This is a genomic window from Amedibacterium intestinale (assembly GCF_010537335.1).
In the GTDB taxonomy this organism is placed as follows: domain Bacteria; phylum Bacillota_I; class Bacilli_A; order Erysipelotrichales; family Erysipelotrichaceae; genus Amedibacterium; species Amedibacterium intestinale.
In genome coordinates this window covers 330,804-355,134 of the sequence record NZ_AP019711.1, presented here as the reverse complement: position 1 = coordinate 355,134, position 24,331 = coordinate 330,804, and the positions used below count along the sequence as shown (strand labels likewise).

21 protein-coding genes, 7 tRNA genes and 1 pseudogene are annotated in these 24,331 nt (G+C 32.4%); 4 read left to right on the top strand and 25 right to left on the bottom strand.

Going from position 1 to position 24,331, the window contains the following annotated elements:
- Positions 1 to 8: 8 nt before the first annotated feature.
- On the bottom strand, positions 9 to 722 hold the full coding sequence (locus tag A9CBEGH2_RS01795) for a response regulator transcription factor (protein ID WP_163104161.1): 714 nt from the start codon (positions 720 to 722) through the stop codon (positions 9 to 11).
- Positions 723 to 1,199: 477 nt separating this feature from the next.
- On the opposite strand from A9CBEGH2_RS01795, the gene A9CBEGH2_RS01790 reads away from it, so the two are divergent.
- Together A9CBEGH2_RS01790 and A9CBEGH2_RS01785 are read left to right on the top strand one after the other, a co-directional pair.
- The gene (locus A9CBEGH2_RS01790) at positions 1,200 to 1,589 is read left to right on the top strand and encodes a hypothetical protein (protein WP_163104160.1); all 390 of its coding nucleotides are present in this window, start codon (positions 1,200 to 1,202) and stop codon (positions 1,587 to 1,589) included.
- Positions 1,582 to 2,658, top strand: a complete 1,077-nt coding sequence (locus A9CBEGH2_RS01785) for a peptidoglycan-binding domain-containing protein (protein ID WP_163104159.1) — start codon at positions 1,582 to 1,584, stop codon at positions 2,656 to 2,658. The genes A9CBEGH2_RS01790 and A9CBEGH2_RS01785 overlap by 8 nt, the downstream gene beginning before the upstream one ends.
- 117 nt (positions 2,659 to 2,775) lie before the next feature.
- Here the strand turns inward: A9CBEGH2_RS01785 and A9CBEGH2_RS01780 are convergent, their stop codons facing one another.
- The 17 genes from A9CBEGH2_RS01780 to A9CBEGH2_RS01700 all read right to left on the bottom strand — a co-directional run bounded on the left by A9CBEGH2_RS01780 (position 2,776) and on the right by A9CBEGH2_RS01700 (position 20,729).
- Positions 2,776 to 3,993, bottom strand: a complete 1,218-nt coding sequence (locus A9CBEGH2_RS01780) for an FUSC family protein (RefSeq protein WP_118276793.1) — start codon at positions 3,991 to 3,993, stop codon at positions 2,776 to 2,778.
- A gap of 24 nt (positions 3,994 to 4,017) precedes the next feature.
- Entirely contained in the window at positions 4,018 to 4,869 is an 852-nt protein-coding gene (locus tag A9CBEGH2_RS01775; RefSeq protein ID WP_163104158.1) for a DNA/RNA non-specific endonuclease, read from the bottom strand.
- Entirely contained in the window at positions 4,862 to 5,269 is a 408-nt protein-coding gene (locus tag A9CBEGH2_RS01770) for a hypothetical protein (RefSeq protein WP_115714530.1), read from the bottom strand. Before A9CBEGH2_RS01770 ends, A9CBEGH2_RS01775 begins: the two co-directional genes overlap by 8 nt.
- A gap of 275 nt (positions 5,270 to 5,544) precedes the next feature.
- Positions 5,545 to 6,294: a copper homeostasis protein CutC gene (locus tag A9CBEGH2_RS01765; RefSeq protein ID WP_115714528.1), complete on the bottom strand. Its 750-nt coding sequence runs from the start codon at positions 6,292 to 6,294 to the stop codon at positions 5,545 to 5,547.
- Between the two features lie 15 nt (positions 6,295 to 6,309).
- Positions 6,310 to 6,864, bottom strand: a complete 555-nt coding sequence (gene cysE, locus A9CBEGH2_RS01760; protein ID WP_118361174.1) for a serine O-acetyltransferase — start codon at positions 6,862 to 6,864, stop codon at positions 6,310 to 6,312.
- 1 nt (position 6,865) lies between these two features.
- On the bottom strand, positions 6,866 to 7,750 hold the full coding sequence (gene cysK / locus A9CBEGH2_RS01755; protein ID WP_118361176.1) for a cysteine synthase A: 885 nt from the start codon (positions 7,748 to 7,750) through the stop codon (positions 6,866 to 6,868).
- 115 nt (positions 7,751 to 7,865) lie between these two features.
- The gene (locus A9CBEGH2_RS01750) at positions 7,866 to 8,861 is read right to left on the bottom strand and encodes a nucleoid-associated protein (protein ID WP_118361178.1); all 996 of its coding nucleotides are present in this window, start codon (positions 8,859 to 8,861) and stop codon (positions 7,866 to 7,868) included.
- Positions 8,862 to 8,976: 115 nt separating this feature from the next.
- The gene (locus A9CBEGH2_RS01745) at positions 8,977 to 9,270 is read right to left on the bottom strand and encodes a DUF4176 domain-containing protein (RefSeq protein ID WP_115714524.1); all 294 of its coding nucleotides are present in this window, start codon (positions 9,268 to 9,270) and stop codon (positions 8,977 to 8,979) included.
- Between the two features lie 22 nt (positions 9,271 to 9,292).
- The gene (locus A9CBEGH2_RS01740) at positions 9,293 to 10,096 is read right to left on the bottom strand and encodes a hypothetical protein (protein ID WP_118361180.1); all 804 of its coding nucleotides are present in this window, start codon (positions 10,094 to 10,096) and stop codon (positions 9,293 to 9,295) included.
- Positions 10,097 to 10,447: 351 nt separating this feature from the next.
- Positions 10,448 to 10,741 carry a pore-forming ESAT-6 family protein gene (locus A9CBEGH2_RS01735; RefSeq protein WP_115714521.1) on the bottom strand — a complete coding sequence of 98 codons (294 nt, stop codon included), beginning with the start codon at positions 10,739 to 10,741 and terminating at the stop codon, positions 10,448 to 10,450.
- A gap of 11 nt (positions 10,742 to 10,752) precedes the next feature.
- Positions 10,753 to 11,055, bottom strand: a complete 303-nt coding sequence (locus A9CBEGH2_RS01730; protein WP_118361182.1) for a WXG100 family type VII secretion target — start codon at positions 11,053 to 11,055, stop codon at positions 10,753 to 10,755.
- 19 nt (positions 11,056 to 11,074) lie between these two features.
- Positions 11,075 to 11,329 carry a hypothetical protein gene (locus A9CBEGH2_RS01725; protein ID WP_118361184.1) on the bottom strand — a complete coding sequence of 85 codons (255 nt, stop codon included), beginning with the start codon at positions 11,327 to 11,329 and terminating at the stop codon, positions 11,075 to 11,077.
- Positions 11,326 to 15,420, bottom strand: a complete 4,095-nt coding sequence (locus A9CBEGH2_RS01720; RefSeq protein ID WP_147360161.1) for a type VII secretion EssC family protein — start codon at positions 15,418 to 15,420, stop codon at positions 11,326 to 11,328. The genes A9CBEGH2_RS01725 and A9CBEGH2_RS01720 overlap by 4 nt, the downstream gene beginning before the upstream one ends.
- Complete coding sequence (locus tag A9CBEGH2_RS01715) at positions 15,410 to 17,890, bottom strand: Ig-like domain repeat protein (RefSeq protein ID WP_118277824.1); 2,481 nt, start codon at positions 17,888 to 17,890, stop codon at positions 15,410 to 15,412. The genes A9CBEGH2_RS01720 and A9CBEGH2_RS01715 overlap by 11 nt, the downstream gene beginning before the upstream one ends.
- 132 nt (positions 17,891 to 18,022) lie before the next feature.
- Positions 18,023 to 19,186, bottom strand: a complete 1,164-nt coding sequence (locus tag A9CBEGH2_RS01710) for a hypothetical protein (protein ID WP_118277823.1) — start codon at positions 19,184 to 19,186, stop codon at positions 18,023 to 18,025.
- Positions 19,187 to 19,193: 7 nt separating this feature from the next.
- Positions 19,194 to 19,700 carry a protein kinase domain-containing protein gene (locus tag A9CBEGH2_RS01705; protein WP_115714515.1) on the bottom strand — a complete coding sequence of 169 codons (507 nt, stop codon included), beginning with the start codon at positions 19,698 to 19,700 and terminating at the stop codon, positions 19,194 to 19,196.
- Positions 19,701 to 19,703: 3 nt separating this feature from the next.
- Complete coding sequence (locus A9CBEGH2_RS01700) at positions 19,704 to 20,729, bottom strand: FHA domain-containing protein (RefSeq protein ID WP_118361191.1); 1,026 nt, start codon at positions 20,727 to 20,729, stop codon at positions 19,704 to 19,706.
- Positions 20,730 to 21,543: 814 nt separating this feature from the next.
- Between A9CBEGH2_RS01700 and A9CBEGH2_RS01695 the strand changes: the two genes are divergently transcribed.
- Both A9CBEGH2_RS01695 and A9CBEGH2_RS01690 read left to right on the top strand, forming a co-directional pair.
- Positions 21,544 to 22,260, top strand: coding sequence for a helix-turn-helix domain-containing protein (locus A9CBEGH2_RS01695; protein WP_115714512.1), 717 nt, complete (start codon positions 21,544 to 21,546; stop codon positions 22,258 to 22,260).
- A pseudogene (locus tag A9CBEGH2_RS01690) lies at positions 22,254 to 23,204 on the top strand (IS3 family transposase); the annotation flags it as partial. The gene A9CBEGH2_RS01695 and the pseudogene A9CBEGH2_RS01690, both read left to right, overlap by 7 nt.
- A 204-nt stretch (positions 23,205 to 23,408) precedes the next feature.
- Here A9CBEGH2_RS01690 and A9CBEGH2_RS01685 read toward each other — a convergent pair.
- The 7 genes from A9CBEGH2_RS01685 to A9CBEGH2_RS01655 all read right to left on the bottom strand — a co-directional run bounded on the left by A9CBEGH2_RS01685 (position 23,409) and on the right by A9CBEGH2_RS01655 (position 24,021).
- Positions 23,409 to 23,484, bottom strand: a tRNA-Phe gene (locus A9CBEGH2_RS01685).
- Positions 23,485 to 23,487: 3 nt separating this feature from the next.
- Positions 23,488 to 23,564, bottom strand: a tRNA-Met gene (locus A9CBEGH2_RS01680).
- Between the two features lie 13 nt (positions 23,565 to 23,577).
- Positions 23,578 to 23,668, bottom strand: a tRNA-Ser gene (locus A9CBEGH2_RS01675).
- A gap of 15 nt (positions 23,669 to 23,683) precedes the next feature.
- Positions 23,684 to 23,760 (bottom strand) — tRNA-Ile (locus A9CBEGH2_RS01670).
- Positions 23,761 to 23,771: 11 nt separating this feature from the next.
- A tRNA-Met gene (locus A9CBEGH2_RS01665) sits at positions 23,772 to 23,848 on the bottom strand.
- Positions 23,849 to 23,856: 8 nt separating this feature from the next.
- A tRNA-Pro gene (locus A9CBEGH2_RS01660) sits at positions 23,857 to 23,933 on the bottom strand.
- An 11-nt stretch (positions 23,934 to 23,944) separates the two neighbouring features.
- Positions 23,945 to 24,021, bottom strand: a tRNA-Arg gene (locus A9CBEGH2_RS01655).
- Positions 24,022 to 24,331 lie beyond the last annotated feature (310 nt).

The window sequence follows — 24,331 nt, the reverse complement described above, 5'->3', positions numbered from 1 at the left end:
CATTTCACCTAAACTTTCTCTATTTTATATCCTACACCCCATACTACCTTTAAATAAGCGGGTTTTTTAGGATCCTGTTCAATTTTTTCTCTTAGTTTTCGCACATGGACCATGATTGTTTCTGTACTAATTGCACTCTCCTGCCATACATGTTCATAAATCTGGGCAGCAGAATACACACGCCCTGGATGACTCATCAGCATTTCCAATATAGAAAATTCTTTTGGTGTAAGTTTTACCGGCTTTCTATCTACACTCACTTCTTTTGTATAATAATTTAATTCCAATCCCCCTACAACATAGCTCTGTGCATCACTTTCTTCTACACTTTTAAGACCTTGTTTTAGTAAAAGAATTTGTTCATATCTTCTTAGTTGAGAACACACACGTGCAAGAAGTTCCATAGAGCCAAACGGCTTTGTTACATAATCATCCGCCCCCATGTTAAGTCCTGTAATCTTATCAATGTCTTCTGATTTTGCGGTTAAAAAGATAATAGGAAAATCATATTTTTCCCTCACTTTTAATGTCATGGTAATGCCATCCATAACTGGCATCATAATATCAACAATAGCTAAATGTATCTCATTTTCAGCAATCATCTCCAAACCTTCTTTACCATTTGACGCTAAACAAACCTGATATCCCTGATTCTTTAAATAAATCGCAATTGCATCGCGAATTCCTTTTTCATCTTCTACAACTAAAACTGTATGTTCCATATTTTCTCCTGCCTTTTTTATTTCTGTTATATTTTACAATGAAAGCAATCTATCAGCTACTCTTTACGAAAGGAATTTGTCAAATAATATATTCCTATTAACAACGAAACTCCTCCAATCCAAGATTCCATCAAATTTTTCTGCTTCATTAAATTTGCAATGATATGTATGCATCCAAGCAAAATAAATGTGAAGGATAAAATAAGCATCCGTTTAGAAAGCATCTTTTTTGTAATCCTTTTGTCTTATATTGATAGAAGCTAACATTTTATATCCCACCTTACATAACCATTATAGATAAAAAATCTTATAGACAACAAATTGAATTCTTAATAATTTCTAAAAAATATGTTTTTGTTTGTCCAGTATCAGTCATAATTTCAAAACTTTCTTGCTTTTACAACACAGTCCTTTTTGCTTTGAAACAGGATTATGAAAAGCTGCGTCAATCTTTTGTTTCCTTTTGCATACGATAAAATGGAGGTGGTTTATATCGCTGAAGGAACTTTAGTAATCCAATGCTTTGAAAAAGATAGAAATATTTCTGATGTACACATTTGTATTAGGGACGATAGAAAAATGGTTCCTATCGTTGATATCAAAACAGGAGTTGATGGAAAAACGGAAAAAATACAATTACAAACTCCTGAGAAAGAGAAATCTTTTCAACAAGGTCAATGCCCCTATGGAATTTTCCATATAGAATGTTCAAAAACAGGATATGCATGTGCGTGTTTTAAAAATGTACAGATTTTTCCTGGAGTAAATTCCTATTTACGTGTTGATATGAAAAAAGATGATAAAGGAAGTAAAGATGAAATTATATTCCCTCACCATCATCTTTTTGTGGAGGATAACAATGCTTGAAGAAATTATTATTCCCAATACAATTACTGTACATTTAGGAAGACCGGATTCTCCGGCTGAAAACTTAACGGTAGATTTCCTGTATTATGTAAAAAATGTAGCATCTTCAGAAATTTTCCCTACCTGGCCCTATGAAGCTTTAAAAGCAAATATATGGGCTCAAATGTCTCTGGTATTAAATCGTGTATATACAGAGTGGTATCGTGGAAGAGGATATCCCTTTGATATTACAAATTCTACTGCATATGATCAGGCTTTTGTAAAAGGAAGAGTCATTTATGATACGATTTCAGAAGTAGCAGATGAAGTAATCGGTCAATTCCTGCAAAAGCCATATTATCGAGAACCGTTTTATGCTGAATATTGCGATGGCAGGATTGCCTCATGCCCCGGACTAAAACAATGGGGGACCCTTGATTTAGCAAATCGCGGAAATTCAGCCATTGAGATTATACGGTATTATTATGGTGAAAGCATGCAGCTCCATGATACTGATAATGTACAGGACATTACTCCATCTTATCCAGGTTATCCTATCCGCTTAGGAGCTCAAGGACAATATGTATTTATTATTCAGGAATTATTAAATGGGATTGCGGTCAACTACCCTAACATTCCTCTGATTTATCCTCCTGATGCGATTTTTGGATCCTTAACAGAAAGTGCAGTTATTACTTTCCAAAAGCAATTTAATTTAGCTGCCGATGGCATTGTAGGGCCAGCAACCTGGAATCAAATTTCCAGAATCTATGTTGCAGTTAGAAAACTCGCAGAACTAGGCAGTCTAGGAAGACTGGAAGGATATTTTACAGGTCTTTTTACAGGTAAAGTCTTACGGCGCGGAGATGTTGGAATTGAAGTGCAGCAGCTGCAGTATTTTTTAAATATCGTAGCAGATGCCTATCCATCTATTCCTGCTGTACAAGTTGATAGTCGTTTTGGTTCTGGACTAGAACGTTCCATAAAGGCTTTTCAGCAGGAATTTGGAATTCCAAGCGATGGTCTTGTCGGAGCTGTTACATGGAATCTAATCTATGAAACATATGCAGCACTTATCCAGAATGCATAATTCCCATAAAAAAGTTCTATAAGATTGTTAATGTGAATCACTTATAGAACTTTTTTCGTATTATAAAAGATATATGATCCAGCTGATAAAGAAAAGCAAAAATAAATCTGATATTTTCTATTTACCTTTATAAAAAACATGTTTTAGTTCTCGAATTGCTTCTTTGCTTGTAGTTTTATCATTAGAGATACGATACACATCAGAAAGTTTTCTTTTTTTACATAGCATAGAAACGATGTCTTTTTCTGCAATTTCACTTGGATAAATTCGTAAAACTACATATTGTTCATCATATGGATATTGTACCCATGTAATTTGTTTTTGGTACTGCGATAAGATTTTATGTACTTGCTGCATTTCTTCCTTACAAAGATACAGTTCCATGGCAACAATAGAAACATCTAATTCTTCTGATATTAAATTTTGATGTGCATTATAAACGATTCCATCTTTTTTGCGCTTTGACATATACATTTGTTTCATCACTTCATTTTGAAAATGTTCATAATGTGCATATAACAACATATCTCTTACCTCATATACAAAAGGAAGATAGTTTTCTGCACGTAATGATAAATACAGAGATTTCCATACCTCTTTTTCTAATGTGTGAATTGCATAGGCATCTTTATTTTTTAAGTCAAAGCCCACTACACCATCCATCAAAATCATTCCTAACTTTCCACGAAGTCCCATAAGAGAAGATAAGGCCTCATCTGGTGTTTTACTGGAAGTAAGTAACAGATTCATTCCATTTTCCAAAAACTGATTGATATGTATTTTTGTATACGTATTCATTTTCCCATTTGCTTCCAAAAGCATAGAAAATGGCATTTCGATCAAAAGTTCTGTATGCTTTTTATGAGGAAGATGAAAAGCATTTACAAAAATCGCAAGAAAGATTCCTATTAAGGTGTCTAAAATACGATTACATCCAAAAATAAAAGCACTTTGATCCCCAATATGGGATACTGTAATACTTAAAAATACAACACAGCTTAAATAAGAACTTGAAGGTTGATGTAACGCAACAGGAATATACAACAATGGAATAATCATAATAGAGATAATCGTATATCTCAAAAAATCCTGCTGGTATGTAAAATAAGTTTGAAAAAAATATAACATAACCATACCTAAACATCCACCAATCAGTGTTGATATGATCCTGCTTTTTCCCTTTGACATAGAATCCGACACTTCCGGCTGCATACACAATACTGCCGCAATCGCAGAATAAAATGGGATTCCATTATTTCCCCTTATGATAAATACTACAAAGCATAGAAAAACCGCAATTGCCGATTTTACCATGCGCATTCCAACTTTTGGCATCTGTTTCACCTTCCTATATAATATTTACTGTTTGGCTTTTCGATAGCCGGCAGCTTTTGCTTCTTCTTCGCTACTAAATATTACCAGATTTTTTGAATCTTTCATGTCCTTATAAGCATTCTGTCCAGGACAATGATATATTTTTGATCGAGAATTTCCTCGTATTTCCATATTCGTATCACTTTGTATTTTTGTTTTTTGACTGGATCCATCACGATAATCAATATCTACTAATGGCTGCACGTTATAAACAAATACATGAAACTGAATTCCTTCTCCATTGTCTTCTATAGATTCCGCTTCCATTTCCACTCCATTTGCCACAAGATTATCCCCTTCATATATAGGTGTTACACGATATAACACATGGTTTCCTGTCTCCTTAATGTAATCTGCTACCATGTTTTCAAAAGGCAGCATTCCTTCTACATTCATATAACGCGTTCCTGTAATTAGATTTCTCTCATTCGCATTTTCAGCTGTAAGCTGATAACCAATCAAATGGCAGCGATTATATAAATATTTTCCATCAACAAAATTGTATTGGGTATTGTTCCATCCTGTTGGGTGCACACTTGATATGCTTCCTCTTTTTTCTTTAGGCATTGTTTCTTTCCCAATGTTGGCATAAGCTCCCCGTGCTCTTCCAAGCACATCTAGTTTTTCATAATGCTCAAAGGACTGTTTCGTTTTATCTTCTTCTGGAAAAGAAGGAATATTTCCATTCAATTCAACATAGGCTTTGCCTTCAAATTGTGGAATTGTTTCCAGTGAAACCGTATTTTCTTTATTTATATTGTTTTGTGTACAGCCAGTTAATAGTATTGTACACATTAGGGCAACTGTCAAAAGCAGTTTTTTTATAATATTATGCATCATGATTTCTCCTATAAACTTTTCTTGTAATCTTCTCATGAGAATATCCACGAAATTCTTTTACTTGTTCACATTGAAAGTTTTGTGGAATTTTAAAATAGGTATCTGCTGGATAATGACGATTCCAGCAATAAACAATAATATGATTCATTTTCTGAAGAAGTGTTTCTTCTAGCTCTTCTTCTGCGATACAATATCCTTCCATATGTGCTATTTTATAAAAGTCATCTATAACAACTATATTTTTATGTTCATATAAAGCCTCGCTTTTCTTTTTTATATATAAAGGCTGTTCTTTTATATATGCATACACATCTTTTCTTTGAAGGATATCTTGACTTACTCTTTTTTGATGAAACAACATACCATTTCTTTCATCTATACATACAATCAGATTCATGTTTCACTCCTCCAGTCTTTAATAATAGCATTTTTTAATTAAAATGTGAAAAGAAAACAGCAGTATTAGCCTGCTGTCTTTCTTAAAAATACATTGATTTGATCAAAGTCTACAATTTCTTGTTTATACAATATTCTTATTTTTTCTTCCAAATCATTGCCATATATTCTTTGAAGTTCTTTATAGGAAGATACATTATTTTTTTTCCATATATTTCAAGAATTCGTGAAAAAACAACATAAATTCAAATTCTTCATCGCTTACACACATATCCTTTATCCTTTTTCTACGTTATAAACGAGCTGATGAACCTTTTCTTCTTCAACTATATCATAATCATTTTGATGTGGTGAAGGCAGATAGGAATAAGTTACATCTCCTTTTGAAGTTGTTGGATCTTCTTTATATCCTTTGCAGGAAGAGTGGATTTGACAAATTCCTGTTTCTTCCATAAAGGATAGTGCATTTTGTGCATTCATTCCACTTCCAGCCAAAATTTCAATCTTATCTTTAAACTGCAGCTGCAGCTGTTTTAATAATTCTTTCCCCTGCACTGCCTTATCTTTCATTCCACTTGTCAATAAACGATCCACATGCAAATCAATCAGTGTCTGGATGGCGATAAATGGATCTTTGCATACATCAAAGGCACGATGAAAAACAGCTTCTTTTTTATAAGAATGGATAAGTTCTACCATAGCTTTTGTTTCTTCGATTGCGATACTTCCATCATCTTTCAAAAAACCAAAAGCTATCCCATCTGCCCCATTTTCAAGTAATAATTTTGCTTCATCCATCATGATGGAAACATCTTGTTCATCATAACAAAAACCACCGCCTCTTGGTCGAACCATACAGATTACATGTAATTGTGTCTCTTTTTTAACGCGTCTTAAAACAGCTACACTAGGAGTTAGACCGCCAACACTTAAAGCACTGTTCAATTCTACGCGACTTGCCCCCATTTTCTGAGCAGCTAGACAGTCCTGATAACTGCCTGCACAAATTTCAACAACTTTTTTCATATACAACTTCCTCTTTTACTCAATGCTTCCCATTAAATGACAATGGTGTTTTTCTCTTTTATCTTTTGCCGCCAAACCAATAAATGTAGCTTTGCTTGGAACATTACTGATTACTACAGCATTGGCTCCGATTTTCGCATAATCTCCGATTGTTATATTCCCTAAGCATTTTGCTCCTGCTCCGACCATAACATAATTTCCTAAAGTTGGATGTCTTTTCGCATGTTCATGACCCGTTCCTCCTAAAGTTACGCCATGATAGATTTGACAATCATTACCGATTACAGCTGTTTCTCCAATAACGACTCCCATTCCATGATCAATCAAAAGTCCTTTCCCAATTTTTGCGCCTGGATGAATTTCGATTCCTGTCCAAAATCTAGCAATATTGGAAACGAAACGTGCTAAAAAATACAAATGATGTTTATATAGGAAATGTGCCAGCCGATGAAATATCAATGCTTTTATATGAGGATACAACAAAAGAACTTCAGCTTTGGAATGTGCTGCCGGATCCATTTCCAACGTCCGATTTAAATTGTAATTTAAATCTTTTAGATATTTGAACATATTAATCAAACTCCAATACCGATAAATATTTTTCTCCGCCATCTGGGGCAATGGTTACAATTTTGCTGTTTGGATAATAGCGTGCCAATCGTCTAGCTAACGCAATATTGGCACCACTGCTGATACCGACAAGAATTCCTGTTTCTTTTGCGAAACGTTTTGTTTCCGCAATGGCTTCTTCTTCATCTACCAGCATGATATCATCACAATACGTATTATCAAAATTTACTGGAATAAAGTTCGCTCCAATTCCCTGAATCTTGTGAGGACCTGCCTTTTGACCACTTAAAACTGCACTTGTTCTTGGTTCTCCAGCAACACAGCGAATAGAAGAATTATATTCTTTCAAACGCTTTGAAACACCACTGAATGTTCCTCCGCTTCCAACACATGCTACAAAAATATCTACATCTGGCAATTGTTCCATAATTTCTTTTCCTGTTGTTTCATAATGAATAGCAGGATTTGATGGATTAGAAAATTGTTGTAAAGATACATAGTTTGAATTTTCATTCAGCATTTCCTGCATTTTATCCATAGCCCCCTGCATACCTTTACTTCCAGGCGTTAATACAAGTTTAGCACCATATGCACGAACCAGCTGTCTTCTTTCCACACTCATAGTTTCCGGCATTATAATTACGACCGGAATTTTATATACAGCACCAAGCATAGCTAAGGCAATCCCCGTATTTCCACTTGTTGCCTCGATTAATACACTTTCTGAAGTAAGAACTCCTTTTTTTATAGCATCTTGCAGCATTCCTAATACTGCACGATCCTTTACACTTCCACCTACGTTAAATTTTTCTAATTTTACATAAATATTTGTATCCTCAATTTGATATAGAGGAGTATTTCCAATCAATTCAATTGTATGTTTCATACGTTAACCTCCTATATGCCTATCGCATAGTTTAACTTATTATGACATAATCATGCGAAAACACAACTTATATGCCTTGTGTTCTTTAACAGTATATGAAACTTTTTTATTTTGTTTACTTGCTTGTAATATATGTTATATTTTTTAATTGTATGGATATAGTTCCATCTGGATGATTACAAAACTCTACATATTCTTTAGAATTCATATAATCTACTGGAATTATAATTTCAATTCCTTTATCTGTTTTTATTTTTTGAACTTTTTCTGCTTTTGCAGGCTTTACATACTCCATTTCTATTTTTTCTGGAATTCCCTGTTTTTTTATTTCTTCTTTAAAATCTGCCTGTGCTAAAGGAGAAGAAAATAAAACCTGCGCAACATCATCAACACTTAAAGACTGCTGCATAGAAGCACTATCTACCAGCATACTTTTCATTTTAGGTACAATTTCTACTTCATCCAAATCATATTTTTCACTCACTGCTTCACTTACTTTTGACAAGCATTTAAAAGTTTCTTTATAAGAAGGATTGGCATTGCTTTGTAAAATAATATCTGCCATGAAGTTTACTTTTTCTCCTTCAATTTCTACTTTGTTTTCAACACAATGAATACTGAAATCAGAAAGCTCAACTAAAAATGCACGATCTTGTTTTACAAGATTTGCACTTAACAATCCAAAGCAGGGAACAATTTCATTAACAGAACCATTTTCATTTACTTGTAAATTGTGCGTTATACCTTCCATATAAGAATTATCTAATACTAGAAAGTATCGTCTTCCTTCTTTTTTCAAGATCGCAATAACCAAATCACTTGACTGATACAAGGCATACTGCATTTTCTTTTCAAAAATTATATTGGCAATTTGTTCACTGCATTCTTCAAATGAAAGTTTTTCTTCTTTTAGCTCTGCCAGCCTTTTTTTCATCGTGCTTTCTTCTTTAAATATCGCTTTCTTTCTGCCTGCATTTTGAAAAACTTTCTCCGCTTTAGACAATAACATTTTTTCTGTTTCCACAGACATATTTTCCATGCAGGAAACAGAAGTAATACAATTGTTATGCTCACAATCTAACACATGGACAATTACTTTTTCAAATTCCATCTTATCCACTCCTTGACCGTATAATCATATCTTATTTTTAATGTTTTTAAAAGAATTACCATCAAAAAAAATCCTTTGTTATTTATAAAATGATAACAAAGGATTAGAAATAGTTTTATTCAAGTAAGTTCTTTTCTTTTAATTTTTCTTCTAAAAAAGTACGGAAAACAAATTCATCATTATCCTGCAATCCAACATGATACAATTTATCAATATCCTCCTGTTGAAATAAAAACAATTCATGTGGATCCAACATACCTTCAGGATAATAGACTGCACTGTAATCATACAATTTCCCACTTGAAATATGTTCTTGTATTCTTCCTACAATAAGTACTTTTTTTGTTCCTTGTTTTAAAGAAACTACACTTCCTAATGGTAATAAATTTTTTAAAGTTTCTTTTTTCATCTTAGTTAAACTCCTTAGCTTATCAGTTATATTTTACCTTAATTTTAAATCCTAAACCGGCCACTAGACTTGCTTTTCCTCCAATGGTAAACTCCCCGCTTTTACTGGAAAATTCCACGCCTCCGCCAAGTGCACCAACTTCTCCGCTGCCAGTTGCCTCAATCGTAATTCCAAAAATCGTAAAGGAACCTTTTACTTCACCTCTAAGCGCCGCAACACTTCCTTCGGCTTTTAGAGAAATTTCTTCTTTATTAATCACCGCTTTTGCTTCACCTGTTGCGACTCCAACTCCAACCTTACCTTCTGCATCTGCATGTATGAATGTATTTCCTATACTTCCAAACGCCTTCACTTCTGCTAAAGCTGCCTGTACCTCTGCTCGCAATTCAAGATGGGGGTCGAATTTTCCATTTAACATTGGCACTACTTTCGCATCCATAGAAAGATCTGCACTTCCTAACGATAAGGAAGTTCCAGCATTTAAATACTTTTTCGATGTAGTAAGTGAAGCTTTATAAGCAGTAAATCCTGCAAATATACCGGCACAAACACCATTTTTTAAATAGGAAAACAGATTTTTTGATGGGGATAAACTATGATGAAACCGATGGGTAGTTTTCATCATTTCTGTTTTTATTGGACTTTTAAGTATTCCTTTTACAGCACTGCCTTTTAAAGGAAAAAGTGCTATTGATGACAAGCTGTTTATTTCCCTTGTTTTTTTCAACAATGCAGTTTCCAGTTCTTCTGTATCTTGTATACTTCTTCTTAAATATGTACACAAAGATTGATGGGCTTTTTGTAACTGGATGAAATTAGAATACAATTCCTGTGCCTGTATTTGCTTTTTACTGTCTTTATAAGAGTTTATTTTAATACGATTTGTTAAAGCATATAGCTTTGTAAATGAGATATTTTGCGCTTTTTGAAGTGCATATGTTAATTTTCCAGTATCCGTTTTAATCAGTTGTTTTTAAATCTTTATATTTATTTTTGTTTTAGCTGATTACAAATAGTTCTTTGTTTTTGTATCATTTGCAGCATGTTATGTAAGTGCTGTTTCATATATGGGAGTTCTTCTTTTAATACCACTGAAAATATATAGGAATAGCTGCTTCTCAGGTTTTTTTCAATCAAATTTAATTCCTGCTCATATTGTCTAATGACATGCAACATTTCAGCGGAAAGCATCTGCACCGCTATTCAACTGTTGTTCCATCTGCTGATAAGCTGCTGCTGTCTGATCTAAAAATTTAGCGTATGATTCAACAATAACTTCATAATTGTCAAAAACTGGAAGCATTGCCTGAAACCTGTTTTTTAATGTTTCAGAAGATGGGCTTTGCCAGTAACTGGACAATTGCATCATAACCGCTGATATTTCTTTCAAACAGCCGGAAAGTTGTTTGTTCTGCATACGAATACCTTGTGCTGTTTGTTGTAATTGTTCAAGCGTAATTTGAATTTCCATGTGATTCCTCCTTAGTTTGCTAATCGCCTTGCCTGTGCCACTCTATCATTTTGCATATCGCGATATGCTTTGGCGCTGATTTTCAAGAAGTTTGCATACTCTTTCATAAGCAAATGCATTGCTCGAAAATCTTTCTCAAATCCTTTAATTTGCTGTGTAAAGGCCTGATTATCCTTTCCACTCCATCCACTTGACATCGCATCAACCTGCTGAAAAAGCTGATTGTAATGCTTCTGATATGCAAGTGCCTGCTGTTCAATTCTTGTCGCACTGCTTTCCAAACGCGATGGATCCACTTGAATTTGAATTCCCATAAGACTCTCCTCCTTTCTTTTATATAAGCAACAGACAATCACCATAAGCAATATCACTTTCATATAAATACTGCTCAGGATGCATAATCTGTTTACTTCTTTCGTTATATACGTACATAAACATCTTTATAGGAATATCTTTTTGAGTAATATATTCTAAATTTCTATATATCATTTCTTTCATTTCTTCTATTTTTAAAGAAAGTGAGACTTCCACAAGAAAGCGTAAGGATAAAATAGGAATAAAAACTTCTATAAGAATTCTTTTCTTCATATATCTATCTCCTGTGCAATCTGTAACAATATATGCTTTCTATTTAAAATGACGGCATTTCTTCGTTTTTCTTCATAAGCAATACCTTGCATCCCTAACATATAAGATGCATCTGCCAACCCTCTTCCCACCCATACCATTAAACCTTCTTCCATACGATCCATAAAAACATCAAGTTCTTTCATTTGCTGATAACAAGACATATCAAGAAAAAACACATGATTTACATCATTTTGTTCCAGCAAAGAAATTGCACCTTCTTCATTATCTAGTAATAGAGATACATTCTCTTTATCCCATATACAGAAAGAAGATTTCGTTTCCTTTTTATTTTCTATATATGCAGCACAATGATCTTGAAGCTGTCTTTTTATTCCTTTTACAAATCCATTTAGAAAAGTAGTATTTGTCAAGAAAACAATAAATTTCTCTTTTTCAAAACTAACCTGATATTCCTCCATACTTTGCTTGTCTATTCCGATAAAAAGATATCCTTTCCTCGTCTTTGGAAAAGGGATAACTTTCGAGATACTAGGCAAGGCCCATGGCTTTTTATGTTTCTTATAAGATACTCTTATCTCTTTATGAAGCTGTACGATTTTTACTTGTCTGCCATCATCACATACATAACTTCCCTTTTGATGTAATGGCCTTTCTAAATTTTCGTTTCCCAGCAATGTTATATAACTACTTTCTTCACGCAATTCTCCTATGATACGTAAATCAAAATAAGGAAAAAGCAGATAAGGAATCATCTGTAAATCACTTCCAAAAACAAAGAAATGAATATTCGTTTTTTCTCCCTCTCTTAAAAGAAAGAGAATATCTTCCATAAGTTCAGGAAATGTTTCTTTAAAATATTCAAATTCCTGCAATACAATAACAATATCATTCTTTTCTTCTTCATTCTTTTTTCGTTTACGTATTCTATTTTTTAAATATGAAAGAAAATGTTTTATTTTTTCAGATTCTTCAACAGAAATTGCCTCCTGCACGCTTGGATACTGTAATAAAGACTCTTTTGAACCTGGATGAACCGCTAATATATAAACATAAACAGGGTTATCCTGATATAAATTTTCATTTTCCTGTAAGAAGACATTAAGAAAACTTGCCTTTTCTTTGCTGTCGATGAGTAAAAGATGATGGAATTGAGAAATATCAAGTATCCATGGATATTGGCTTTGTTTCGAAATATCATCTACCATCCCCATATTCCAGCAATTTTGTAAAGAACTCTTTATTCTTTCTAAATCTGGTTTTAAATTTGGAAAAAACAATTGTTTAGCACATTTTCCTTTCGCAATTTTTTTCAGATAGAAAACAATCATTTGCAATTCTGTATGTTCCCTATAGGTTTTAGGCTTCACTTCTTTTAAAAGTTCTTTTTGCTGATTAAAGATTCGAAGTACTTTATCTTCTTTATCATTTTTTGTTTTTTCATCTATATATGGCTGCTGTGTCCATGCACTTTTTCCTTTCACATAGACTTCATTATTTCCAACTTGAAGATAAAATTCTCCTGGATTTTTCAAATATACTGCATCATCATTTTTCAACATATCCATACTATCTTGTCGATCCTGTACTTTTAAACATAAATGAAAATGAGAATTGCTCCAAATTTCTTCATCAACTACACCAAATGGCTTTTGTGTAGCTAATAAAAGATGAATGCCTAAACTTCTTCCAATTCTAGCAATCTGCTTTAAAAAATCTAAAAAGTCTGGATATTGTTGCTTTAATTGTGCAAACTCATCTATAACTATGAACATATGAGGAATAGGTTCTTTTCTTTTTTGTTCATGAACAAGTTTTTGATATTTATAAATATCCATGCTTCCTAAGGAATCATTCGCAAATATCTGTTGACGACGATTGACTTCACTTTGTAAAGAAAGATGCATTCGTCTTCTTTCATCTTCACATAAATTTGTCATTATACATGAAACATGGGGAAGCCCCTGTAATGCATTTGCCATCATTCCTCCTTTATAGTCAATAATAACAAAGCAAACATCTTCATATGAAAATTGGATAGATAAAGAAAGTATATATGTCAAAATACATTCACTTTTCCCACTACCTGTAGTACCAGCAAACAAGCCATGTGGTCCATGTGCATTCTCATGTGCATCTAGCCAAATATATTCATTAAACTCATCAATTCCAATGGGAACACGCAAAGAATCCTCGCTTTGTGATTCTTTCCACCTTTCTAGAATATTTAATTGGTTCAAACATGTACAAGAGTATAGAGAAAGAACTCCAAAACTTTCATAAATATCTTTTTTATCCTCTTCAAATTCCTGTAAAAGCATAAGTTTTCGAAATAAATTTTCAGTAGATTCCTTTTTTTCAACTTCAAATAAAATGTTTTCCTGTTTTTTATTTTCTTTATAAAACACATTTTTATCTTCAGTAGAGAAAATAAAATCTACGGAATCAGAAAGCATTTCTTTTTCTTTACAACATTGTATGTATTTCACGTTTTTCATTAAATAAACACTATTTAAAATTTGCTGTGTCAGTTTTTTTGAAATATTTAATAAGACAATGATATAAAATCGATTCTCACTTCTTTTTTGTTTGAGATACACTAATAATTTTTGTATATCTTTTTCATCACTATATACATGACGTATATTGTTTTCCTCTACTTGAGAAATCCATTTTGCTTTTGATTTCCATAAATATTCCTGCTCACCAACAAGCAGTATAGTTACATCTTTTTTAGAATGAAGAGCTGCTATATACAAAATAAACATATTCCCATAATACAATGCCTTTTCCCCATAGACTCCTATCGTATACTTCTTTAAATCAACAAGAAAAGGATATTTTATTTCATATGAACTATTTACAAACTTCAAATATTCTTCTTTTACTTCATTTTTCTGAAGATCAAACACTTCCTGTTTATCAGAAATAGGTGCTTTTATTTTTTTCAGTTTCCATCCACAGTGAAGATACAAAAAATCATCATTCTCTTTTTTTCTATTCCACAAACACGGACTTCTTGTTTCAATATATTTTTTCACAGTAATGAAATCTTCTATTTTATTTCTTTCATAACATTGTTTTTCTTGAATGTATTTATAAACTTCATTATTTTTCACTTTTAGATATCTGCGATAGTCGTTTAAAAGACTGTTGTATTGTTTTTTAAATCGTATTTTTTCATAATATTTTGAAATCAATGGCCAAAACATTGTAGTAAGCATCATACTTACAGCCATTGTAACTGAAGGTATTATCTGCTGTAGTGAACTTTTTTGAGAAATCGCTTGTTGAAGCATAAAAACCGCGCTTAATAAAGAAGCCGATCCCATCGTAAAGGATGGTCCTAAAGTATACCAAAATGGCATTTCTTCTTTCGTACTTATGTGTATTAATTCTAGTGAAATTTCTCTTTCCGCAAAGACTGGTTTTATTTTCTCTTTTGTGTAAATAACAGCTGGAAAACCTGGGATTCCTTTTCTTTGTACATATTGATGTTCCTTCTTCTTCATATGTATAAAGGTATCTATATTTTCAGAGATGAAAAAATAAGAATGCACATATAACATTTGAATTCCTGGTATTTGGATACTGTCTCCATCTTGTAATTTTTTCTCTTTTACACGTTTGTTATTTACATATACACCATTTTTACTTTCTTCATCAAACAAATATAAATCTTGTTCCTGCTTTTCGAATCGTATATGTATTTTAGAAACAAATGGGTGATTTATACATATATCACAAGCATCATCCCGTCCCAATAGAAAACTTTTTTTATCGGGAATTTTTTGTGAAATAAATGTACTTTTTTCTAACTCTTCCATATATAACAAAACTAAAGATGATGCACTCTGGATGTAATTGACTTTTTTAATTTCCAGATACTTATTCTCTTTTGAAAGAAGATGATACGTATTATTTTCTCGAATACACCATTTTCCTTTTGATTTATAAACTTCAACGAAAGGCTCTTTTGACCTCTCTATTGTGCGAAACAGCCAATAACACGATTGCTTATCTGATAGAATATAAGAATCAACACATGTTTCACTATAAGCACTAATCTGAATCAGTTTTTCATTTTTCATGTTTTTTCCAAATCCAGAATCCACAGGAAACAATGAAAAGGATTATAACGCCTGCAATAATACCCATTTCATTACTTCTAAAAATGGATAGTATCTTTTTTTTCATAGTATTTTCTAAAACATATCCCTGCCATGTATAAGTGCTTATATTTCCTGCGGCATCTTCTGCCTGTGCTTCCACTTTTACCAATCCTGTTTCTGGTAGAAAAATAAAATTTTGATTATTATTTACTTTTTGTTTTATTCCATTTATATAAAGAGAAGTAAGTTTCTCATCATTTTTGTCCTCTTCCATCAAAATCGAAAGCTGCAAATTTTTCTTTTTTATTTTCGCATTCTGCTCAATCATATTTCCATTCTCGTCCATCATTGCCAACTTAGGAGCTGTTGTATCAATTTCAAATCTAAATGGCTGTAGAAAACCTTTCTGATTTTGCGCATTATCCTGTACATAAACCTGAAGTTCATAAAATCCATCTTCTTTTATTTCTTTTCCCCATTCATAAGGATAAACTTTTTGATTTCTCAACATTACGTAATTTAATATTTTAAAATCTTTATCTTCCCCTTTCAACTTTGGTTTCCAGCTGCCAGAATATGGAGTACCATGAAATACATCATTCCCAATTTGAGGATCAGCCAATAAAGAATCTAATACAATTTGAAACTCTTTATGCGTTATATTTCCAGCTTTATCTTTCAAGGTTAAATAAAAGGAATACGAACTTTCTTTTTCTTTAGAAGGCATTGCTTCCCATTCAAAACCATCATTTCTTAATGGTAGTTTTAACCTTTGTTTATCATGTACTAACCAAAGTTCTTCTATATCTGGATAAGCCTCTTCCCATGAAAAAGAAAGATTCACTTTTTGATTTGTTCTATATGTATGATTTGTATCAACTTCTAAATCATTTACTTTCATAGAAACCTTATAAGGAACTGTATCTAAAACAAAATATTTCGGTTTTATCACCGTTTTATTTCCTGCTAAATCCCATATTTCAAAAACCAAATCATATGTTCCATCTTCTACAAAATTCATATCTGCAAACCAAAAAACATCTTCTTTCCATCTAACAGGGATTTCTTCTTTTCCATTATTTTGCAAGCGATATAATTTGCTTTTTTCAATATCTATATTAGGTTCTTTAATTTTATACTGCAGATGAAACGGTTTATTCTCAAAATCTTTTATTTTTTTATTGCTACCTAAAACTTCAGGTTTTCTACTGTCAACAATAAATGATGGATACTTATTTTCTATTTTATGTCCACCCTTATCCTGCAGCTCATAAGCTATTTCATAAGTTCCATCTTTTAAAACAATTTCCCCCTGATAACCTCCTTCTGTTTTTTTCCATGGCAGTTTTTTCCCATTTACCATAACAGCACTTTTTTCTTTATTTAGATGGTTTTCTTTAACAATAAAATTTAGTCGCTGCTCTTCGTTATAGTAATTTGACGCATGATCAATATTTGTATCATTTAATCGTACTTCTACTTCTGGAAATAAAGTATCTAATTCAAATTGTAAAGCCTTTAAATTCTCTACAACATTCCCTGCATGATCCTCAAGATATACTCCCAATGTATATTTACCTGATGTAGAACATGGAATTTTCATTACCCATAGATTTTCTTTTTTAATCCATTCTCCTGCTAATTCTTGTTCATTTACATATACTTTACTTTTGTCTTTCTGAAAATTAAGATCTTCTACTTCTACATATACATCCTGCTGTGCATAAAAAACTGTATTTTTCGATATAACGTTTATACCATCACTAAAGCGATAGACAGGCTTTTTAAAATCTACATGTAGAGGAAAGTCCTCATTTGAATAGGTAATTGAATTCCCTGCTTTATCCTCTCCATAAACATGAAAAACATAAGTTCCTTCTTCTTTTAAGTTATAGTCATAATGTCGTTTTCCCTGTTCACTGTAAATTACTTCTCCATCTTTATTAATAGATATTGATGTCGTTTCCTTTTTTAAATTTTTATCTTGAAAAGATATTTCTATTTTCTCTTTCTTATTTACAAAATCAGGTAAACTCTCAAATTCTTTATTACCTGCCTTAAAGATGAGAGTTGGTTTTTGTTGATCAATTACAAATTCGCTGGATAAATAAGTTTTTTCTTTTCCAGGTAAAACAACTTCAACTCTGTATCTTCCATCTTCAGAAAATGGAATGGTTGCTGTATAAGTATCTTCAACCCGTTCCCACTCTGTTTCTACTTTCTTTTTCTGCTTTTTCTGTAATTTATAAAGTTCAATGTCTTTCTCAAATAAACCACTTGGAATATCTATGTTCATTTCTACAAAATTGTTATATCCTTCTTTAATCTCTTCTTCATTAATCAAAAATTCTATCGTTTTTTCTTCTACATCATCCGCAAAGATATAAGTTGAAAAACTACTCAGCAATAGAAGAACTACTATTCCTATTAAAAATATCTTTTTTCTCATATGACTCCTCCTTATTTATTAAAATGATGACTCTGTTTTTTAAATTCATATTACTTATATAATTTTGTTTCTTTATATAAGAAGATCATGCCTATACTCCCTAAAACCATCCCACACGATAAACTTATAACCTCAATTATTTCCCACATACGTTATCCCCCATATCTCTAACTTTTCTTTTACTTCTTTTTCCAGTATCTCATCTTGTCTTGTCAGCTGCTTTATTTGCCTTAGGTAACGAATAGATTGTTTCAAATAATCAATACTTTTATCACTTTCATATCCTGTCAAAATGTAATACATAGAAGCTTTTATTCTAAAAATAACATCATTTCTTAAAGAATCTTCTATCTTTAACGTTTCATAGAAAGCTTTTTTCATATCTTGTATATTCTCCTGACGTTGATAATATAGTCCTTGTCTATAAAGACTTTCTGCTTTCATTTGTAATATATCTGTTTTTGTTAAACCTTTATCATATAGTGTATTTTTAAGCTTTTCAATTATTTGCAATTCCTGTATAAAGGCTTCTTCCTGAAATACTTCCTCTTTTGCGTAATATACTTGATAAAGCCATAATAATTGATCTTGCAGTAATCTTTTATCTGCGAAATTATTAATATCTGTTTCTATTTGTTTTAAATCCTGTATGCTTTTCTGTGTATCCTGTTTTGTAAGTGGATATGGATAAGCAAGCATAGATACAACACTTACATAATGAACATATTCTTTACACTCTTTTAATTGATTAATTAAAATCTGCTTCGCCTTTCGATAATAGTGCATCTCATCCTTTTCTAAATATTTGTAAAAGAGAAATTTATAGATTTCTATATTTTTTGTATCACTTATTTGAATTAAATGTTCCAATTCACTTAGTGCATCTTTTTGACTATTACTAAAAAAATCAAATGCCTCTATATACGTTACTTCTCTATCAGGAAATATTTTTACAGCTTCCTGATAGTTTGTATTTTGCATAAATTTCATATAATTGGCTTCGTTCTTTTTCTTTATATGCTTAAATAATGCAAAAGATAGAAAAATACAGATACTGAAAATAACAAGGATATAGAGTATTCTTTTTTTTCTATTGCTTTTTTTTAAGTCTAATGCTTCACTTACTTCTTCGATACTTTTATATCTTGCTTCTTTTTTTTCGGCACAGCATTTGTTTAAAACTTTTAAAAAGATGGAATATTCTTTTGATTCAGCAGATGTATAAGATAAAAGCGTTTGAAATGTTTTTCCAAAACTATAAATATCACTAGTATAATCTGCAATACCTTCCTCCATAATTTCTTTAGGAGCAAATCCTGGGAGTTCCTGTCATTACATTTTGTCGTTCAAAATAGAAACAGCAGCTTCCAAAATCAATCAGCCAAACGTTACCTTGCTCATCAACCATAAGATTCTGTGGCTTTAAATCTAGATATAAAATTGATTGCTTATGTAAATATTGTAAGATTTCTAATACGTTATGCATACATCGATGAATGTGTACTATCTTTTTTTCTTTAACATAGATATCCATTGACTGCCCTTTAACAATTTCCATAACCGCATACATCTTGGTATCATCCTCAAATGTATCTATAATCGATGGAATGCCTTTATACGCAAGCTTTGTTAATACATATATCTCTTTTTTAAATGCATTTCTTATTACCTGATGTGCATTCTTTTCCACAACCTTCATTGCCCACTCTTTATTTAATAAATGATCCCAAACACGATAAACACTTGAACTCCCTCCTCTACCTATTACTTCTCTTTGTTCATAACGACCATGTAGAAGCATTTCTTTCATAACCTACCCCTTTCTCTTATCATGAAAAACATAAGTGCTGTTTCCAAATGTTAAAACATCATTATCCTGTAGTTGCTTTTCAATAATTCTTTCTCCATTACAGTAAGTTCCATTTAAAGAATGAAGATCTTTTATGCTTTTCTTTTTAGAATCGTATACCGCATGATAAGAAGAAACACTTTTATCATCTATCGACATCTCATTATCTGGATTTCTGCCTATTGATAGATTTGTACCTTTAATAATATATTTTTCACCACTATCTTGATCTTCAAAATAACATTCCTCTGTATCAAGAGGCTGAAATAAGACAATCGTTTCATTGTTTTTTTCCTTTCTGTTAGATGATGCAATATAAGTTTGTTCTTTTTCTGCTACAAGACTTTCTTGTAAATTCGTTGGATACCTAAGCGCTCTTGGTATATCTCGAATTTGAAACTTTGTTTCTTCTCTATGTTTAAATTTCTGATACCACTTTATTTTTTTCTTATGCTTGTTTTTAATCTGCTGTAAACGAGATATTAAAACTGGAAAAGAACTTTCTTTTTCTTTCATAAAGCATAATAAACAACCAAATACTTCATAAGAATCTTTTGCGTGCAATTCTTTCAGCAACTCTTGCAGAAATAATGTATATATTTCTTTTTCTTGATTCCAATATTCATGAGCAACAGGAAAAACAAGAAAACAGAAATCATTTGTATCAGAAGAAAGATAAACATATTCTAAAGAAGTAATAGCTGGTTTTGTAATTCGGTTTTTAACAAATCGTTCAAATAGAATAATGAGAAAATCAAGCAACTCTTCCTGCGTGAACTCATGTTCCCCTAAATAAGATTTTAAAGAAACATAACCTTTTGAATCAAAATATAACCGAGAGCGATACTTTGGATCACGAATACAAGGTAGACAGTTGACGTCATTTAAAATTTGCTGATAAAGGTAATCATCAAAATCTTTTATTCGCTTTAAATGAACCTCTATAAATCCATCTTCTCTAAATTCTATTTTCTTTATCTTATCAATCATAATGTCTCCTCAACTTTCTACATAACTTTATACGTACAGGAAAATAGAAAATACAAAAAAAAATTATTTTCACATAATTACACATAATTTTCATGCTATAATCATTCACGTTACGAAAGGAGATATCATGCGTTATTCAAAGCTTTCACTTCTGGAAATGTTACATATAGGTGCTATAATTTTCTTAAATCTATATGTTTATACTTTAATACCGCCATTGTCAGAAAATATGTCTGGCTTAGGAAATAAATTTCAACATCCGCTATACTTATTTATATGGTCATTATCCATAGCAACATTCTTTTTAATTCATACAAAAGAACTAATGCAGTCATATAATTATCCAAATAAATGGGGGAAAATATTCTTATATATTAGTACTATATTGATGGTGGTATGTATTTTACTCCCATACAAACCTTTTCAATTCCCTTTATTGTCAAAATGGCATGTAAGACTTGCAATGTTTGCTACTGTTATATACATACTAGTATTCTTGCATTTTTTATGTTATCAAACGTTACATACCTTTAACATAAACATAAGTTATCTAAAATTTTATTTTGTGTTTATTTTTTTAGAATTACTTTTATATATTTTAAATGGAGGTGTTTCCACGTTATTAGAAACATCTTTTGCATTGATTATGAGTTTATTTCTTCTATACTTGCAACATAAATAAACGCTTAACTATATTAGAATAAAAACTAAAAACACCTTAATACAAAGTGAAAAACATCATGTATTGATATGATCCCACTAAAGTAGACACACGAAATAAACAAACGTGTATCTATGGAGGTGGGATTTTTCTATGGGAAGAAAGCCAAAGTTATCAACAAAAGAAAAAGTATATATTTGTGAACAATATTTAAACAGAGAGAAAAGTGTAAGAGAGCTTGTCAATGATTTTAATATCGATAAGAAGACAATAAGTACATGGATAAAGATGTATCAGTCATTGGGACCTAGATGTTTCAACCATAAAACACATAATGCAAAATATACTAAAGAGTTCAAACAACAGGTAGTTCAAGCATATTTTGCAGGAGAAGGTTCTCTCGTAGATATTGCCATCAAATATGAAATTCCTTCATACAGTACTGTCAGAAGCTGGATTAAGAAGTATAATAACCTTGAAGAACTTAAGGATTATGATCCTAAGCCGGAGGTTTATATGAAAGATCGCAGCAGAAAAACAGCAAAAGAAGAACGTATTAAAATCGTAAATTACTGTTTGGAACACAACAAGAATTATAAGGAGACAGCTGAACTATTTGATATTTCATACACGCAGATATATCAATGGGTTAGAAAATATCTATCAGCTGGAGAGGAAGGTCTTATCGATCGTCGCGGACAGCACAAGACTGAAGAACAGCTAAGCGAAACAGAGAAACTGCAACGTAAGGTAAAACTTCTTGAGCATCAGCTTAAGGAAATGGAAATGGAGAATGAGCTCTTAAAAAAAGTACAGGAAATCGAAAGGAGGCGGTATTCTCCAAAACGAAAAACGAAGCGAAATACTTAGCTATCAGAGAACTTCATGAAGCAAAGAAATATAGTATCAGCTGGATGTGCAAACGATTAGGTGTTAAACGTTCAGCCTATTATAAATGGCTGAATCGCTCTATTACAGCCAATGAACAGGAAGATATGAAACTAGCAGAAATCATCATGGAATATCATCAGAAATATGGTGGGATTTTAGGTTATCGCAGAATGCGTATCTTCATCAATCGTAAATATAATAAGCACTATAATACGAAACGTGTTCGTAGAATAATGAGGATTCTTGGGATTCATTCTGCAATCAGAGGAAAAAGAACCTGTTGTACGGTTTCAAACAAGCTGAATCAAAAAGCTGAGAATATACTCCACCGAGAATTTGAAGCATCTGGACCAAATGAAAAATGGACAACCGATGTAACGGAGTTCAAAGTCCCACATTCGCAAGAAAAACTATATCTTAGTGCATTTTTCGATCTGTATGATCGTTCTATTATCGCATGGTCTATTAGTAATCGAAATGATAATGCACTTGTGTTAGACACCTTCAATCAAGCAATCAAGCTAAATCCAGATGCTCACCCGCTATTTCATTCAGATCGGGGTTTTCAATATACAAGCCCGGTATTCCAGCACAAGCTGAAGGAACAAGGAATGACGCAGTCCATGTCAAGAGTAGCGTGTTGTCTGGATAATGGTCCAACAGAAGGTCTATGGGGAATCATTAAAACAGAAATGTATAAGATATATGATATCCATAATAAAGAGAGCTTGGTGGAAGCAATTAGCAAATACATCGATTTCTATAATCATCAACGTTATCAAACGAGATTTGATTCAAAAGCACCAATGGAAGTAAGAATAGAAGCTATCAATAATGAAAAACCAAAACATTATCCAATCGCATTTAATCCAAGAATCGCAAAATATAAGGAGTCACTCAAAAACAAAACCCAATCAGCATGATGCCAATTGGGTAATAAATTTTACTTATTTAGTGTGTCCACTTGACAGGGACCAGATCAGATTAAGGTGTTTTTTTTTGACTACGATTTGACTACTTCTATTTGCACTTATTCACACTTGTTCACACCAATTTTACAAATGAAATCATATATACAAAAAAAACGTTTCAGCCTTTATTCATCAGCTGAAACGCTATTTTCCAAATGGTGGTCCCGGTCGGAATCGAACCAACGACACAAGGATTTTCAGTCCTTTGCTCTACCGACTGAGCTACGGGACCATTTGGTTGCGGGGGAAGGATTTGAACCAACGACCTCCGGGTTATGAGCCCGACGAGCTACCAGGCTGCTCTACCCCGCGATATTTAATTCGATGGCGGAGGAACTGGGATTCGAACCCAGGCGCCAGTTTCCCGACCTACCGGTTTTCAAGACCGGACCCTTCAACCACTTGGGTATTCCTCCATCTTTTTACTTTTTTGGTGGACCCTGTAGGACTCGAACCTACGACCCACCGGTTATGAGCCGGATGCTCTGACCAACTGAGCTAAGGGTCCTTTTAGCTAATTGGTGGCGGGGGCGAGACTCGAACTCGCGACCTTCCGGGTATGAACCGGATGCTCTAGCCAACTAAGCTACCCAGCCAATTTTAATGGTCGGGACGACAGGATTTGAACCTGCGACCCCTTGATCCCAAATCAAGTGCACTACCAAGCTGTGCTACGTCCCGTTTAAAATAAATGGCGCGCCCAGCAGGAATCGAACCCACAACCTTTTGATCCGTAGTCAAACGCTCTATCCAGTTGAGCTATGGGCGCACATCTAACACTCTTTTCATCAGTGCCCTAATATAATATCAGATTCCTTCACTTTATGCAACCCTTATTTTACTTTTTTTGTTAAAAATATCATTTCTTCTACAAATCGTTTAATTTTTTATGATATTTATATATATCATAATTAAGATATAATTTATCTAAAAATACAATATAAACATTTTTATTTAGTATGTACTTAAGAATAAGTATATAATGATTAGAACCACATAAAACACTAGCTATATCATATCAATTTCTATCATAACAATTAAAATGTTTTTTGTACGTTTTCAATAAAAACCTTTAACAA

What these genes read in the sequence shown, in the direction of transcription:
- A9CBEGH2_RS01745 (WP_115714524.1), bottom strand. Translation starts at nt 9,270, where the DNA reads ATGAAAAAAGAAACTTTAAAAAATTTATTACCATTAGGAAGTGTAGTT.
- A9CBEGH2_RS01790 (WP_163104160.1), top strand. Translation starts at nt 1,200, where the DNA reads ATGGAGGTGGTTTATATCGCTGAAGGAACTTTAGTAATCCAATGCTTT.
- cysE (WP_118361174.1), bottom strand. Translation starts at nt 6,864, where the DNA reads ATGTTCAAATATCTAAAAGATTTAAATTACAATTTAAATCGGACGTTG.
- A9CBEGH2_RS01795 (WP_163104161.1), bottom strand. Translation starts at nt 722, where the DNA reads ATGGAACATACAGTTTTAGTTGTAGAAGATGAAAAAGGAATTCGCGAT.
- A9CBEGH2_RS01715 (WP_118277824.1), bottom strand. Translation starts at nt 17,890, where the DNA reads ATGAGAAAAAAGATATTTTTAATAGGAATAGTAGTTCTTCTATTGCTG.
- A9CBEGH2_RS01720 (WP_147360161.1), bottom strand. Translation starts at nt 15,420, where the DNA reads ATGAAAAATGAAAAACTGATTCAGATTAGTGCTTATAGTGAAACATGT.
- A9CBEGH2_RS01785 (WP_163104159.1), top strand. Translation starts at nt 1,582, where the DNA reads ATGCTTGAAGAAATTATTATTCCCAATACAATTACTGTACATTTAGGA.
- A9CBEGH2_RS01710 (WP_118277823.1), bottom strand. Translation starts at nt 19,186, where the DNA reads ATGGAGGAAGGTATTGCAGATTATACTAGTGATATTTATAGTTTTGGA.
- A9CBEGH2_RS01700 (WP_118361191.1), bottom strand. Translation starts at nt 20,729, where the DNA reads ATGATTGATAAGATAAAGAAAATAGAATTTAGAGAAGATGGATTTATA.
- A9CBEGH2_RS01730 (WP_118361182.1), bottom strand. Translation starts at nt 11,055, where the DNA reads ATGGGAATTCAAATTCAAGTGGATCCATCGCGTTTGGAAAGCAGTGCG.
- A9CBEGH2_RS01735 (WP_115714521.1), bottom strand. Translation starts at nt 10,741, where the DNA reads ATGGAAATTCAAATTACGCTTGAACAATTACAACAAACAGCACAAGGT.
- A9CBEGH2_RS01750 (WP_118361178.1), bottom strand. Translation starts at nt 8,861, where the DNA reads ATGGAATTTGAAAAAGTAATTGTCCATGTGTTAGATTGTGAGCATAAC.
- A9CBEGH2_RS01695 (WP_115714512.1), top strand. Translation starts at nt 21,544, where the DNA reads ATGGGAAGAAAGCCAAAGTTATCAACAAAAGAAAAAGTATATATTTGT.
- A9CBEGH2_RS01770 (WP_115714530.1), bottom strand. Translation starts at nt 5,269, where the DNA reads ATGAATCTGATTGTATGTATAGATGAAAGAAATGGTATGTTGTTTCAT.
- A9CBEGH2_RS01765 (WP_115714528.1), bottom strand. Translation starts at nt 6,294, where the DNA reads ATGAAAAAAGTTGTTGAAATTTGTGCAGGCAGTTATCAGGACTGTCTA.
- A9CBEGH2_RS01775 (WP_163104158.1), bottom strand. Translation starts at nt 4,869, where the DNA reads ATGCATAATATTATAAAAAAACTGCTTTTGACAGTTGCCCTAATGTGT.
- A9CBEGH2_RS01725 (WP_118361184.1), bottom strand. Translation starts at nt 11,329, where the DNA reads ATGAAGAAAAGAATTCTTATAGAAGTTTTTATTCCTATTTTATCCTTA.
- A9CBEGH2_RS01705 (WP_115714515.1), bottom strand. Translation starts at nt 19,700, where the DNA reads ATGAAAGAAATGCTTCTACATGGTCGTTATGAACAAAGAGAAGTAATA.
- cysK (WP_118361176.1), bottom strand. Translation starts at nt 7,750, where the DNA reads ATGAAACATACAATTGAATTGATTGGAAATACTCCTCTATATCAAATT.
- A9CBEGH2_RS01780 (WP_118276793.1), bottom strand. Translation starts at nt 3,993, where the DNA reads ATGCCAAAAGTTGGAATGCGCATGGTAAAATCGGCAATTGCGGTTTTT.